This window comes from Alcanivorax xiamenensis (genome assembly GCF_009846745.1).
Lineage (GTDB): Bacteria > Pseudomonadota > Gammaproteobacteria > Pseudomonadales > Alcanivoracaceae > Alloalcanivorax > Alloalcanivorax xiamenensis.
In genome coordinates, this window is the sequence record NZ_AQPF01000028.1 from 13370 (window position 1) to 27031 (window position 13662).

11 protein-coding genes are annotated in these 13662 nt (G+C 63.1%); 8 read left to right on the top strand and 3 right to left on the bottom strand.

Going from position 1 to position 13662, the window contains the following annotated elements:
* Positions 1-48: 48 nt before the first annotated feature.
* Both metK and A6D6_RS14915 read right to left on the bottom strand, forming a co-directional pair.
* Positions 49-1197: a methionine adenosyltransferase gene (gene metK, locus A6D6_RS14910; protein ID WP_133492785.1), complete on the bottom strand. Its 1149-nt coding sequence runs from the start codon at positions 1195-1197 to the stop codon at positions 49-51.
* Positions 1198-1242: 45 nt separating this feature from the next.
* A complete protein-coding gene (locus A6D6_RS14915; protein ID WP_133492786.1) occupies positions 1243-2256 on the bottom strand; it encodes an ArsR/SmtB family transcription factor in 1014 nt (337 codons plus the stop codon).
* A gap of 442 nt (positions 2257-2698) precedes the next feature.
* Here A6D6_RS14915 and A6D6_RS14920 point away from each other — a divergent pair, with 442 nt between their 5' ends.
* The 6 genes from A6D6_RS14920 (at position 2699) to A6D6_RS14945 (ending at position 9484) form a co-directional block, all read left to right on the top strand.
* Entirely contained in the window at positions 2699-3958 is a 1260-nt protein-coding gene (locus A6D6_RS14920; RefSeq protein ID WP_133492787.1) for a porin, read from the top strand.
* A 9-nt stretch (positions 3959-3967) separates the two neighbouring features.
* Positions 3968-4945, top strand: a complete 978-nt coding sequence (locus A6D6_RS14925; RefSeq protein ID WP_133492788.1) for a tripartite tricarboxylate transporter substrate binding protein — start codon at positions 3968-3970, stop codon at positions 4943-4945.
* A gap of 10 nt (positions 4946-4955) precedes the next feature.
* Positions 4956-5420 (top strand): tripartite tricarboxylate transporter TctB family protein, encoded by a 465-nt coding sequence (locus tag A6D6_RS14930; RefSeq protein ID WP_159661166.1) that lies wholly within the window; start codon positions 4956-4958, stop codon positions 5418-5420.
* Positions 5421-5424: 4 nt separating this feature from the next.
* A complete protein-coding gene (locus A6D6_RS14935; RefSeq protein ID WP_159661167.1) occupies positions 5425-6951 on the top strand; it encodes a tripartite tricarboxylate transporter permease in 1527 nt (508 codons plus the stop codon).
* 200 nt (positions 6952-7151) lie between these two features.
* On the top strand, positions 7152-8774 hold the full coding sequence (locus A6D6_RS14940) for an ATP-binding protein (RefSeq protein ID WP_133492791.1): 1623 nt from the start codon (positions 7152-7154) through the stop codon (positions 8772-8774).
* Positions 8771-9484, top strand: a complete 714-nt coding sequence (locus A6D6_RS14945) for a response regulator (RefSeq protein WP_159661168.1) — start codon at positions 8771-8773, stop codon at positions 9482-9484. The genes A6D6_RS14940 and A6D6_RS14945 overlap by 4 nt, the downstream gene beginning before the upstream one ends.
* A gap of 16 nt (positions 9485-9500) precedes the next feature.
* On the opposite strand, the gene A6D6_RS14950 is transcribed toward A6D6_RS14945, so the two are convergent.
* A complete protein-coding gene (locus A6D6_RS14950) occupies positions 9501-10244 on the bottom strand; it encodes a ZIP family metal transporter (protein ID WP_080530211.1) in 744 nt (247 codons plus the stop codon).
* 189 nt (positions 10245-10433) lie between these two features.
* Between A6D6_RS14950 and tkt the strand changes: the two genes are divergently transcribed.
* Positions 10434-12440, top strand: coding sequence for a transketolase (gene tkt, locus A6D6_RS14955; RefSeq protein WP_159661169.1), 2007 nt, complete (start codon positions 10434-10436; stop codon positions 12438-12440).
* Between the two features lie 160 nt (positions 12441-12600).
* Positions 12601-13629, top strand: a complete 1029-nt coding sequence (locus A6D6_RS14960; protein WP_159661170.1) for a type I glyceraldehyde-3-phosphate dehydrogenase — start codon at positions 12601-12603, stop codon at positions 13627-13629.
* Positions 13630-13662: the final 33 nt, after the last annotated feature.

Sequence of the window (13662 nt, forward strand, 5' to 3'; positions counted from 1 at the left end):
GCGTGCGCCCCGAAGGGGCGGGCGTGCCGCGTGTTGCGTGTAAGCGGCTTACAATGCCGCCTTCAACACCTCCGCCTTGTCGGTGTTTTCCCAGCTGAAGCCTTCCCGGCCGAAATGACCGTAGCTGGCGGTGGGGCGGTAGATCGGACGGCGCAGGTCGAGCATTTCGATGATGCCGCGCGGACGCAGATCAAAGTGCTCGCGTACCAGTTGCGCGATCTTGTCGTCGCTGATCTTGCCGGTGCCGAAGGTGTTGATGGAAATAGAGGTGGGCTCGGCCACGCCGATGGCGTAGCTCACCTGAATCTCGCACTTGTCGGCGAGGCCGGCGGCAACGATGTTCTTGGCCACGTAGCGGCCGGCATAGGCGGCGGAGCGGTCCACTTTGGACGGGTCCTTGCCGGAGAAGGCGCCACCACCGTGGCGCGCCATGCCACCGTAAGTATCGACGATAATCTTGCGTCCGGTCAGGCCACAGTCCCCCATCGGGCCGCCGATAACGAAGTTGCCGGTGGGATTGATGTGGTAGAGCGTGTCCTTGTGCAGCCAGTCGGCGGGCAGCACCGGTTTGATGATCTCTTCCAGCACCGCTTCACGCAGATCGCTCAGCTTGATCTCCGGAGCGTGTTGGGTGGACAGTACCACCGCTTCCACCGCTACCGGCTGGCCGTTTTCGTAGCGCAGCGTGATCTGGCTCTTGGCGTCCGGGCGCAGCCACGGCAGGGTGCCGTTCTTGCGCAGTTGCGCCTGGCGTTCCACCAGACGGTGAGAGAAATAGATCGGTGCCGGCATCAGCGTGTCGGTTTCATTGGTGGCGTAGCCGAACATCAGACCCTGGTCGCCGGCGCCGAGGTCTTTGTTGTCCGCCTCATCCACGCCCATGGCGATGTCCGCGGACTGCTTGCCGATACCGTTGAGCACGGCGCAGCTGGCGCCGTCGAAGCCCACATCGGAGCTGTCGTAACCGATGTCCAGGATCACCTGGCGGACGATATCTTCCAGTTCAACGTAGGTGTTGGTGCGCACTTCCCCGGCGACAATCGCCATACCGGTTTTCACCAGTGTTTCCACGGCCACGCGAGCGTGGGGATCGTCGGCGATGATGGCGTCCAGAATCGCATCGGAAATCTGGTCGGCCATTTTGTCCGGGTGGCCTTCGGAGACCGACTCGGAGGTAAAGATGCTGTATTCACTCATTACCGGTTTACTCCCTCGATTGGGGGTTGACGTTCCACACGGACCTCAGAGTCGCTTGTCGATCTCTGTGCCACCGCGTTGAAAGCTGCGCACCTGCACCTGGAACCCGTTGCGCAGGGCCAGGAACAGACTATCGCGTAAAACCAGGCCGGCACGACCAGCCCAACTCACCAGATCGGCTTCGTCGAAACCGAGCCAGAAATCACCGCAGGCCTCCACGGCCCACTTTTGGTTATGACGACACAAATCGGTGACCACCACCACCCCGTCCGGGGTCAATTGACGGGCAGCGGCTTGCAGGGCGGCGGCGGGGGAGGCCAGATGGTGCAGCACCATGTTCATCACCACCGCGTCCACCGCGGGGAGCGTCGTGCCCGCCTCCGGCCATTCGCCCAGTACCAGCCGCACATTGTCCAGGCCTTGTTCCGCCACTTCCCGGCGGGCCCGCTCCAGCATGGCTTCGGCGTGATCCAGGGCCAGCACCTGTTTGAATCGCTGTGCCAGCGGTGCCAGAAAACGGCCATCGCCGGGGCCGATCTCCAGCACCGAGCCATTACCGCTGGTGGCCCGACTGCCCGCGGCCCGATCCAGTAACTCGCAGGCCTGTTCGGCGTACTGTTCGTGCTCGGCGATCAAGTCCTGATGGCGGGCAAGATCGTCGGCGTGGCGCACGAAAAACGCCCGACTTTGAGCTGCCCGCTGGGCCTGAACGCCTTGCAGACGTCGGGCGGTCACCGTCTCCAGCGGAGTTTGATCCAGTTGTTCGAACAAGGCTCCGTGCAAGGCGCTGGTCCGGGTATCCGCCGGCGGCAGCCGGCGCCGATAGAAGATGGAATTCCCCTCCCGGCGCTTCTCCACCAGACCGGCCTGGGCCAGCACCTTGAGATGATGGCTCATGCCTGACTGCTTCATGGCCATGATCTCGCACAGCTCCAGTACGCCGAAGCTGTTCTGGCCGAGCACCTGCAAAACCTCCAGACGCAAACCATCGCCAGCGGCTTTGAGAAAGACCGTCAGATCGTCGAGTCCGGATTGTGTGGCTTCAGCGGGTGCCGTCATGGCGGCGAGTGTAGCCTATCCTCATGGCTGCATCAAAATAAATTGATATAGGTTGGGCGCTAACACGCAACACGCTTCACGCCGCCCTGCGGGCACACGCAAAATTCTGCTCTTCCGTAGCCGGACTGTAGTGAGGTGGGAGGCATTTCGGCACAAGCAAATATGGCGTGCAAGCGTGTTGCGTGCCGGCGTCCCGTTCCGGTGAGAACGTCCGCGAAGCCAGCCGTAGTCAAGTGTGAAGCGGATGTGGCCAATATGAATAAAACGCCCAAAACGCAAAGAACGCCCATTATCGCCATTACGTTCCCCCTCTTTTCAGCGGGGGGTAGCGTGCCGGTTGTAAGAGAAACGCTTGTTTCTCCGTTCAAGGCCGGGTGACCTGTCCGTCGCCCGGGTGGCCGGTGCGCTATGGCGCGCATAAGCAAAACAAAAGGATCGCCCGATGATGCGAAGCTCCATGACCGTGGTGCTGGTGTTCGTTGGCCTCTGGCTGACCGCCGGAGCCCGTGCCGATGATGAACTGTCCCGCCTCAAGCAGCAGATCGAGGAACTGAATCAGAAAGTCGACGCGCTCAATCAGCGCGAAGCCGCGCCCTCGCCCTGGGAAGGCCTCGAGATCGGCGGTGCGCTGCAGCTCGACTACAACCATTTCGATGGCGCCTACAATGCCACCCACGAAGGGCGAACGGGCTCGGATCTGTTCCCACGACGGGTGCGTGCCTACATCGGTTCCGAACACGGCGACTGGGACTACAAATTGCTGATGGATTTCTCCGATGGCGCCGAGATCGTCATGGCGCGTCTGCGCTACAGCGGTTTTGAGCGCGGTCCGGTGGTGCAACTGGGGAAACTGCGTGAGGATATTTCGCTGGAAGCGCTGTCCAGCAGCGCCCACCTGGTGATGATCGAACGTTCCAGTCTGGCCAACACCGTCTCGCCCTATTTTCGCTGGGGTGCCTCGGCCTATCAGTTTTTCCCCTCCAGCGGCTTGCGCTACGCCTTCGGTGTGTACAAGAACGATGCCTTCGGTGACAGCGGCAAGGACGACAGCGGGCGTCTCAACTACGCCACCAGTGGCCGGTTCACCTGGGCCCCCAAGCGTGATCAGGGGGAAGTGCTGCATCTGGGGCTCTGGGCCTCCTACCGGGACATGTCCGGTGATGAGCTGAGTGCGTCCTGGGCTCGCGGCGAGGTTCGCGAGACCCCTGTCAGACTGGTGGATTATGCCGCCGGTGGCGCGCCCGTGGCGGTGGACCACCTGACCCAGCAGGGGCTGGAGCTGGCGGCGCAATGGCACGGTCTGCTGTTCCAGGCGGAATACGCCCGCCGTGAACTGAGCACCGAGGATCGCGCTTCCGACCTGGACGGACGGGATTTCGACGGCTATTCCGCCTCCCTTAGCTACTTTCTGACGGGGGAATCCCGCGCCTATAAGGCCAGTCAGGGCGTATTCCGGCAGCCGGACGGGGTGCGCAATGCCTGGGAAGTGGCGGCGCGCACCTCGCGGGTGGACGCCAGCAGTGCCAACCAGGGCACCGACGTCACCAGCCACACCCTGGGCCTGTCCTACTACTACGACGCCCATCTGAAATTCATGCTCAACCTGATCCGCTCCCGGGTCAGTGGCCCCGGCGCGCCCGCGCTGGTGGGGGATGAGCGTGACGCCAATGCCGTGGTGTTGCGGACGCAATACCAATTCTAGGAGGTTGCCATGACGTTGCCTGCTCACGCCGGTTGCCGGCGTTTATGCCGCGCTCTGCTGGTCCTGCTGCTGATGCTCGGGACCGGAACGGTCCGGGCGGATCTCCATTTCCTGGTGCCCGGTGGGCCCGGCGGCGGCTGGGACACCACTGCCCGGGCCGCCGGTGAGGCGCTGATCAAATCCGGCCTGGAGAACAATGCCTCGTTCCAGAACATGTCCGGTGGCGGGGGCGGCCGCGCCATCGCCTACATGATCAAGATGGGCACCAAGCAGGGCGACATGGTGATGATCAATTCCACTCCCATCGTCCTGCGCGCCCTGTCCGGGCAGATTCCCAACAGCTTTCGCGATCTCAAGCCCGTGGCCAATCTGATTGCCGATTACGGCGCCTTCGTGGTGACCGCCAACTCCCCTTATCAGAGTTGGGAGGAGGTGATGGCGGCCTACCGTCGCGATCCTCGCCTGGTCAAAGTCGCCGGCGGTTCCGCCCGTGGCAGCATGGATCACCTGGTGGCGGCGCAGGCGTTTCAGGCCTCCGGTGGTGACGGCCGCAAGCTGCCGTACATCCCCTATGACGGCGGTGGCCAGGCCAAAGCGGGGTTGTTGTCGGGAGAAGTGCAGTTGCTGTCCACCGGCTTCAGTGAAGCGCTGGAGCTGATGCGTTCCAGCGATGCCCGCATTCTTGCTATCACCGCGCCCGAGGTCATCGCCGATTACCCGGAGATCCCGACTCTCAAATCGCTGGGCTATCCGATGAGCTTCGTGAATTGGCGAGGTCTGTTTGCCGCTCCGGATACCCCGGACGCCAAGGTGGCGGAGTACTCCGAAGCCTTCCGCAAGCTGCTCGGGACGCCGGAGTGGGAAGTGGTGCGTAAACGCAACGGCTGGCTCAACAACTACGAGACGCCGGAGCAATTCCTCGAATCCCTGAAACAGCAGGAAGAACAGATGGCGCGAGTGATGCGTGATCTGGGCTTCATCCGCTGAAGGAGAGGACATGTTCATCACCAAAGATCGCATCGGTGCTTTTCTGTTTCTGGTGTTCTCCTGTGCCTATGGCGTTTACGCCTGGCAAATCCCGTTGTTGCCCACCGAGCAGGGCATCGCGGTCAGTGCGTCGACCTTGCCGAAAATCTATGCCGTGGTCGGGGTAGTGGTAAGCCTGCTGGCGCTGGCCGGGTCCTTTCTGCAACAGGTGGCGCGGCCGCAAGGTGGCTCCGGTGCGCTGGCACTGGGGCGCACGGTGCTGCTGTTGGTACTGATGGTGCTCTACGCCCTGATGCTGGATCCGTTCGGTTTTCTGCTGGCCACCGAGCTGTTCCTGTTGGCCGGCTATCTGCTGATGGGTGAATACCGCCCGAAGGTGCTGTTCTGGGCTTCGGCGCCGGTGGTGGTGGTGTTCTGGTTGATCATGACCCGGTTGCTGGGAATCTACCTGGCACCGGGCACGCTGTGGAGCTGAGACCATGATGGAAGGCATGTTGACCGGGTTGTCCGCGGCGTTGAGCTGGCAGGGCATTCTCTATGTGATGATGGGGTGCCTGGTGGGCACCTTTATCGGCATGTTACCGGGGTTGGGGCCGATCACCGCCATCGCCCTGATGATTCCGGTGACCTACAGCATCGATCCCTCCTACGGCATGATCCTCATGGCCGGGGTGTATTACGGTGCCATTTTTGGTGGCTCCACGTCGTCGATTCTGATCAATGCACCGGGGGTCGCCGGTACCGTGGCGACCTCGTTCGATGGCTATCCCCTGGCGCGTAAGGGGCAGGCCGGCAAGGCATTGGCGCTGGCCGCTTATGCCTCGTTCTCCGGCGGCACCCTGGCCGCGGTCTTTCTGATGGTGGCGGCGCCGCTGCTGGCGAAGGTGTCGCTGAGCTTCTGGTCGGCGGATTATTTCGCGTTGATGGTCATGGGGCTCACCGCCATCGCCGCTTTTTCCAATCGGGGCCAGTTCCTCAAGGCGGTGATGATGACCCTGCTGGGCATCATGCTGGCTACCGTCGGCATCGATCCGTCCTCCGGCGCCGAGCGGTTCACCTTCGGCTCCAGCGATCTGCTCGATGGCATCAGCTTCCTGCTGGTGGCGATGTCGATCTTTGCCCTCTCCGAGGCGCTCTCCGGTGTTTTGCGTCCGGACGGCAAAAAGGCGTCGGCGCCGTCCTCGAAGATGGGCGATCTACGTTTGAGCAGGGAGGAAATCAGGGACGTGGCGCCGGTGATCGGCCGTTCCTCCATTCTGGGGTTTCTGATTGGTATTTTGCCCGGCGCTGGCGCCACCATTGCCAGCTTTCTGGCCTATGCCACCGAGAGGAATCTGGCCCGGGGCGAGAAGAAAAAACAGTTTGGGCAGGGTTCCCTGCGTGGTCTGGCGGCGCCGGAAACCGCCAACAACGCCGCGTGCACCGGCTCCTTCGTGCCGCTGCTGACCTTGGGTATTCCCGGTTCCGGCACCACGGCGGTAATGCTTGGCGCTTTGATTGCCTACGGACTGCAACCCGGTCCGTTGTTGATGCACGATAACCCGGATGTGTTCTGGGCGGTGATCATGTCCATGTATGTGGGCAACGTGGTGCTGCTGTTTCTCAACCTGCCAATGATCCCGTACATCGCCAAGACGCTGGCGCTGCCGAAACCGCTACTGACCGTGCTGATCCTGTTCTTCAGCCTGATCGGTGTGTATCTGGTGTCATTCAATACCTTCGATCTGTATTTGATGGTGGGCTTCGCGGTGTTGTCGCTGATATTGAGGCAGTTGAATTTCCCCATGGCACCGTTGATTCTGGGCTTTATTCTCGGCGGCATGCTGGAGAGTAATTTCCGCCGGGCGATGATGATTGCCGACGGTTCCATCGCGTTCCTGTGGGAGCGGCCTTTGACGCTGTGTATCACGCTGGTATCCCTGGCGCTGCTGCTGGTGCCGCTGATGGATTTCCTGCGCGGATTGAAACGGCCCGCGTCGGAGGCGGAGCTGTCCGATAACCTGTGATATTGCGGGACACTGGCAGGCGATTTGCTGATCGCGGTCCCTGGACCGCTGGTGTCCCACAAAATCCGCTGCCAAGGCAGCTCCCCACAGCGGCTCTGTAGTTCCCTCTTTGGGAAGCTGCCTTGGCGGCGAATGGACTGCCCCACAATTGTGGGGTGGGTCACGGACCGCTATGTATGGATTAGTGATCGGGAGTAACCATGCGTCGCAGGCGTATTCAACGGTTGGAAACCCGGCTGATTCTGTGGGTGCTGGGCTTCAGTCTGCTGCAGGTGGTGCTGTTCGCGGCTTTGGGGCAGTACCTGCTGGAACGGGGCGTGCGGGAGGAGGCCGGCCGCAAGGCGCTGGATCTGGCGCAGCTGGTGGCGGAATTGCCGCAGGTGCGTCAGGCGCTGGCGGCCGGCATCGACTCTCCAGACGGCGCCGCCCTGGCACCGTTCATCGACCATCTCTGGCGGCGGACCGATGCGGACTTTATCGTGGTCGGCGATACCCGGCTGCGGAGACTGGCGCATCCGCGGCCCGACCGTCTGGGCAAGACCATGCAGGGCGGTGACAGTCAGACGGTGCTGTCGGGCAACGCGCTTGTTTCCGAGGCCCAGGGTTCCCTGGGCTTTTCCGTGCGTGGCAAGGCGCCAGTGGTGGATGCCGGCGGTAATGTCATCGGTCTGGTCTCGGTGGGATTCCTTAATCGCTCGGTGGAATCCATCGCCGCCGGTCGTTATCTGCAATGGTTACCGGTGGTGCTGGCGGTATTCCTGGTCGGGATTTTGTCCTCGCTCTGGATCGCCCGCCGTGTGCGTGCCGCTTTGTTCGGTTGGCAGCCCCATGAAATCGCCCGGGTATTCGCCGAGCAGAGCGCCATGCTGGATACGGTGCGCTCGGGCATTGTTGCTCTGGATCTGGACGGCTGGGTGCAGCGCAGCAATCGCCGGGCCCGGCAATTGTTGGGGGTGGACACATCACAGGAAAGCGCGTTGCACTTGCGGGATCTGCTTCCCGACCAGGCCGGTTTTCTGTTGCGGGATGTGGAGCAGGTGCTGGATGGCGTGGAGTTGTACGTCGCCGGCCAGGAACTGGTGCTGTTCCGGCGGCCGTTGCGGGTGGGCGGCACGGTGCGCGGCGTGTTTCTTAGTTTCCGTCCTCAGGACGAAGTTGCCCATGTGAGCCAACAACTGGCCCAGGTGGAAGCGTTCGCGGAGCTGCTGCGGGTGCAAACCCATGACTATTCCAACAAACTCAACACCCTGGGCGCGTTGATCCAGATGGGCGCTTACGGCAAGGCGGTGGAGCTGATCGGCTTGGAAAGCCAGGGGCACCAGGCCATGGTCAACCGGCTGTTGGACAGTACCGGGGAGCCGCTGCTGGCGGGGTTGCTGTTGGGCAAATACCACAAGGCCAAGGAGCAGGGCGTCACGTTCGAGGTGGCGGAAGAAAGCGTGCTGGATGCGTCCGCGCCCCGCGAACTGCTGGAGCGGCTGGTGTCGATCCTGGGCAACCTGATCGACAACGCCATCGAAGCGGCGCGCCTCGGGCCACGCCAGCCGGCACGGGTGCGGGTAACATTCGACGATCTTGGCGACCACCTGATCTTCGATGTGGAGGACAGTGGTGTCGGCTTGCGCCCGGAACGGCTGGAGGCCATGTTCCGGCCAGACTATTCTTCCAAGAGCGGGCGTCAGCACGGCGTCGGTTTGTATCTGGTGAAGACCTACGTGAGTGCCCTGAACGGAACCCTGGAAGTGGGCCAGGCCGATCTTGGCGGCGCCCGCTTTACGGTATATCTGCCCCGTCGGCCAACGGACGAGGACAACCCGGCATGACCTATTCAGTGGTGATCGTGGAAGACGAGAGCGAGGTGGCCCGCCTGCTGGCGGAGTACCTGCAACGGGACGAACAGTTCCGGGTCACCGCGATGGTCGGTGATCTGGCCGGCGGGCGGGCCTTGCTGGAACGCTATCGGCCTGATCTGCTGCTGCTCGACGTCTACCTGCCCGATGGCAGCGGCCTGGATTTGCTGGCGGAGTTGCGTGCCGCCGGCCATGGCTGTGAAGTGATGATGGTGACCGCCGCTTCCGAAGTAGCCGCTTTGGAACGGGCCTTGCAGTTGGGAGCCTTTGACTTCCTGGTGAAACCGGTGCTGTTGCAGCGGCTGGATCGGGCATTGAACACTTTCATGCAACGCCAGCGGCGCTTGCGCCAGTCACCGGCGATCACCCAGTCCATGGCCGATGCACTGTTTTCCCGGGACACGGAGGGCGAACCGGCGGCCCCGGCGAAGGGCGGGCAGGCACGCCTGCCCAAGGGGATCGATGCGCTTACTCTGTCCCGGGTTCGGGCGGTCCTGGCCAAGGTTCCCCGGGACTTTCTCAATGCCCAGGAGGTGGGCAAGCGCGCCGGCGTCAGTCGCTCCACCGCCCGCCGCTATCTGGAGTACCTGCTCCAGCGCCACGAACTGGAAGCCGATCAGACCTACGGCAGCATTGGTCGCCCGGAGCGCCGTTATCGGCCGCTTTCCCGCCAGGACGGCTAGGTCCGCATCCTGCTGGTCAGGAAAACGCGTGTGAAAGGATGAACGCGGTGGTGAAACCGGCGGCGGTGATCAGTCCGGCCGCGTTATGGGTTTCATCGAAGGCCTCGGGAATCATGGTGTCGGCGATCATCGCCAGCATGGCGCCGGCGGCCACGCCCTGGGCCACGGCGATGTATTGTGCCGGTGCGTTATCGAAGAGGAGGTAGCCGCCCACGGCGCCGAGGCCGCACAGCAACGTGATGGTTGTCCACAGTCCGAATACATAGCCGAACGACATGCCGGCCCGTTTCATGCCGACGGTACTGGACAGGCCCTCGGGCACGTTGGAGAGGAAGATGGCGGCGACGATCGGGATCGATACGCCATTACCCTCGAGCAGGCTCAGACCGATCACCATGGATTCCGGTATACCGTCGAACACCGAGCCCAGGGCAATGACCAGCGCGGCACTGGCCGTGGCGGTATGGGATTTATTCGATCGCTTGCGGTGACGGGCGCCATGGTTGGCGAGGATGACGGCACCGCCGGTGAAGGCGGCGGCGCCGGCCAGAAAGCCCGCCGCCGACGCCAGCAGGCCGCCTTTGTGCAACGCCTCATCCATAAGGTCGAAGGCGATGGCCGAAACCAGCACCCCGGAGCCGAACGCCATCACTGCCGCGGTCACCCGCGCCGGCGGTTTGGTGAACCAGCCCAGCAGTGTCCCGACCAGTAGAGCACTGCCTCCCGCCAGTCCCCAGAACAGCGCGGTCATCAGATGCATGGTGGTTTCCTCTTCAGCGTTGCACGAGAAAACCTTTGTAGGGGAAGGTCGCCTGTCTGGGCAAGCAAGACGTTCGCCGGATGCCGCCTCGCACGGGCTGAGGTGGCGCCATCTCTATATTTGCCCGCGACTCGCCCATGGGCGACAATAGCGCCCCTTTTTCAGCCACCAGTCAGTTTGGAGCCCTGCATGTCCAGTGCCCCCGCCAGCCGTGATCTCGCCAATGCCATCCGTGCGCTCAGCATGGATGCGGTCCAGCAAGCCAATTCCGGCCACCCCGGCGCGCCCATGGGCATGGCGGACATCGCCGAAGTGCTCTGGCGCGGTTTCCTCAAGCACAATCCCGGCAACCCGAAATGGCCGGACCGGGACCGTTTCGTGCTGTCCAACGGCCACGGTTCCATGCTGCTGTACAGCCTGCTGCACCTGACCGGCTATGGCGTCAGCCTGGAAGACATCAAGAATTTCCGGCAACTCGGCAGCCCCACCGCGGGCCACCCGGAATATGGTGATGCACCAGGCATCGAGACCACCACCGGCCCGCTGGGGCAGGGCATCGCCAACGCCGTGGGCATGGCGCTGGCGGAGAAGGTGCTGGCGGCGCAGTTCAATCGCGAAGGCCATGACATCGTCGATCATCATACCTACTGTTTCCTGGGTGATGGCTGCATGATGGAGGGAGTTTCCCACGAAGTGGCATCCCTGGCCGGCACTCTGGGGCTGGGCAAACTGATCGCTTTTTATGACGACAACGGTATCTCCATCGACGGTGAGGTCGAAGGCTGGTTCACCGACGACACCGTGGAACGCTTCCGTGCCTATGGTTGGCAGGTGATCCCCAATGTGGACGGCCATGATCCGGAAGAGATCCGCATGGCGGTGGAAACCGCGCGTAAGAACAGCGAACAGCCCACCCTGATCTGCTGCAAGACCATTATCGGCTTCGGCAGCCCCAACAAACAGGGCAAGGAAGAGTCCCACGGCGCTGCGCTGGGCGAGGACGAAATCGCCCTGACCCGCGAAGCCTTGGGGTGGCAACATGGTCCGTTCGAGATTCCCGAGGGTATTCGTCAGGCCTGGGACGCCCGCGACACCGGTGCCGGGCAGGAGGCCGAATGGCAGGCCCGGTTCGACGCCTACCGGGCGGAATTCCCGGAACTGGCGGTGGAGTTCCAACGCCGTATGGACGGCAAGCTGCCCACTGGATTCGATCTGGCCGCCCAGGCCTTCATCAAAGCGTGTCAGGAAAAGGGCGAGAAAGTGGCCAGCCGTAAAGCCAGCCAGAATGCCCTGGACGCCTACGGCCCGCTGCTGCCGGAACTGCTCGGTGGTTCCGCCGATCTGGCCGGTTCCAACAACACGCTGTGGAAGGGCTGCAAGGCGGTGAACGCCGCCGACGCCAGCGGTAATTATGTGCACTACGGGGTGCGCGAGTTCGGCATGACCGCGATCATGAACGGCGTGTGCCTGCACGGCGGCCTGCGCCCTTACGGTGGCACCTTCCTGGTGTTCATGGAATACGCGCGCAACGCCGTGCGCATGGCGGCGCTGATGCACCAGCCCAATATCCTGGTCTACACCCATGACTCCATCGGTCTGGGCGAGGACGGCCCCACCCACCAGCCGATCGAGCAACTGGCCAACCTGCGCATGACGCCGAACATGAGCACCTGGCGTCCGTGCGACACGGTGGAAACCGCGGTGGCCTGGAAACACGCGCTGCAACGTCAGGACGGTCCTACCTCGCTGATCTTTTCCCGCCAGGGGCTGGCTTGCATGCCCCGGGACGAGAGCGTGCTGGGCGAGGTGGAGAAGGGCGGCTACACCCTGTTGCAAACCGGTGAGGGCACTCCGGACGCACTGATCATCGCCACCGGCTCGGAAGTGGAACTGGCGGTGAAGGCCGCGGAAACGCTGGGCGCCGCTGGACGCAACGTGCGCGTGGTGTCCATGCCCAGTGTCGATGCCTTTCTGTCACAAAGCGCGGATTATCAGGAAAGCGTGCTGCCGGCGACGGTCAGAGCGCGAGTGGCGGTGGAAGCGGCCATCGCCGACTACTGGTACCGCTTTGTCGGCCTGGACGGCAAGGTGGTGGGCATGACCGGGTTCGGAGCTTCCGCTCCCGCTGGCGATCTGTACAAGCATTTCGGCATCACTGCCGAGGCGGTGACCGAGGCCGTGGAGAGCCTGCTTTAATGGTACGCCAGACGCCGGACGCTGGACGCCGGACGCTTACAAGTAAGGTGTCCTCATATGGCCTTCGGGTCGCGATGGGCGTCGGCTGCATGCTGCTGGATCAGGGTTGCGTGGAGCAAAGCGTCTGGCGTCTGGCGTCTGGCATCCAGCGGGATTCATCATGAAGGTCGCCATCAACGGATACGGTCGTATCGGGCGCTCTTTCGTCAGGGCCTTGGCGGAGCGCTGGGAGCAGGGCTGGCAGGTGCCGTTCACGCTGACGGCGATCAACGACCTCGGCGAAGCCGAGGATCTGCTGTACCTGACCCGCTACGACACCACCCACGGTCGTTTGCCGCAGGAAGCCAGCCTGCGGGACGGTCGTTTGCTGCTGGCGGAACAGGCGCCGCGACTGCTTAACGAGCCGCAACCGGAGCGGCTGCCCTGGCGGGAGCTGGGCGTGGATCTGGTGTTGGAATGTTCCGGCCATTTCCGCGCTTACCGGGATGCCGAGCTGCACCTGGAGGCCGGTGCCGGACGAGTGATCCTGGGCGCGGTGCCGTTTGACCGCGCCGATCAGGTGGTGGTGTACGGCGTCAATCAGGGGCAGGTGGGCGCACAGGATCGAATCCTTTCCGCGGCCTCCTGCACCACGCATTGCATCGCCCCGTTGCTGCGGGCGCTGCACGCGGATTTCGGAGTGCGCCAGGCGCTGATGCAGGAAACCCACGCCTACACCTCCGATCAGACTCTTCTGGATCATGTGCACCGGGATCCCCGCCGTGGCCGGGCCGGTGCGCAGAACATCGTGCCGACCACCAGTAGCGCCATCGGCGCGGTGCAGCAGGTATTGCCGGAATTGGCGGGACGTATCAGTGGTCACAGTATTCGTGTGCCGACGCTCAACGTGGCCATGGTGGAACTGACCCTGTCCCTGGAACGTTCCCCGTCCGATCTGGACCAATGGTTGCGTTGTCTGGCGGCGGACAGTGACGGACTGCTGGGCTACAACGATCAGCCTCTGGTCAGCGCTGATTTCAACCACCGGCCGGAGTCCGCCATCATCGATGGCTCCCTGAGCCGGGTGCAGGGCGAGCTGGTGCAATTGGTGGCCTGGTACGACAACGAGTGGGGTTATGCCAACCGGTTGCTCGACTGGGTAAGTGAGATTGCCGCTGGCGCGCGGCACGCTAGCACGCTTTTATCGTGACAACCCGGGAGCGGTGGAGTGTGTGGCTGTTTT

Coding starts and splice junctions, on each gene's coding strand:
- metK (WP_133492785.1), bottom strand. CDS start 1,197: ATGAGTGAATACAGCATCTTTACCTCCGAGTCGGTCTCCGAAGGCCAC.
- A6D6_RS14915 (WP_133492786.1), bottom strand. CDS start 2,256: ATGACGGCACCCGCTGAAGCCACACAATCCGGACTCGACGATCTGACG.
- A6D6_RS14920 (WP_133492787.1), top strand. CDS start 2,699: ATGATGCGAAGCTCCATGACCGTGGTGCTGGTGTTCGTTGGCCTCTGG.
- A6D6_RS14925 (WP_133492788.1), top strand. CDS start 3,968: ATGACGTTGCCTGCTCACGCCGGTTGCCGGCGTTTATGCCGCGCTCTG.
- A6D6_RS14930 (WP_159661166.1), top strand. CDS start 4,956: ATGTTCATCACCAAAGATCGCATCGGTGCTTTTCTGTTTCTGGTGTTC.
- A6D6_RS14935 (WP_159661167.1), top strand. CDS start 5,425: ATGATGGAAGGCATGTTGACCGGGTTGTCCGCGGCGTTGAGCTGGCAG.
- A6D6_RS14940 (WP_133492791.1), top strand. CDS start 7,152: ATGCGTCGCAGGCGTATTCAACGGTTGGAAACCCGGCTGATTCTGTGG.
- A6D6_RS14945 (WP_159661168.1), top strand. CDS start 8,771: ATGACCTATTCAGTGGTGATCGTGGAAGACGAGAGCGAGGTGGCCCGC.
- A6D6_RS14950 (WP_080530211.1), bottom strand. CDS start 10,244: ATGCATCTGATGACCGCGCTGTTCTGGGGACTGGCGGGAGGCAGTGCT.
- tkt (WP_159661169.1), top strand. CDS start 10,434: ATGTCCAGTGCCCCCGCCAGCCGTGATCTCGCCAATGCCATCCGTGCG.
- A6D6_RS14960 (WP_159661170.1), top strand. CDS start 12,601: ATGAAGGTCGCCATCAACGGATACGGTCGTATCGGGCGCTCTTTCGTC.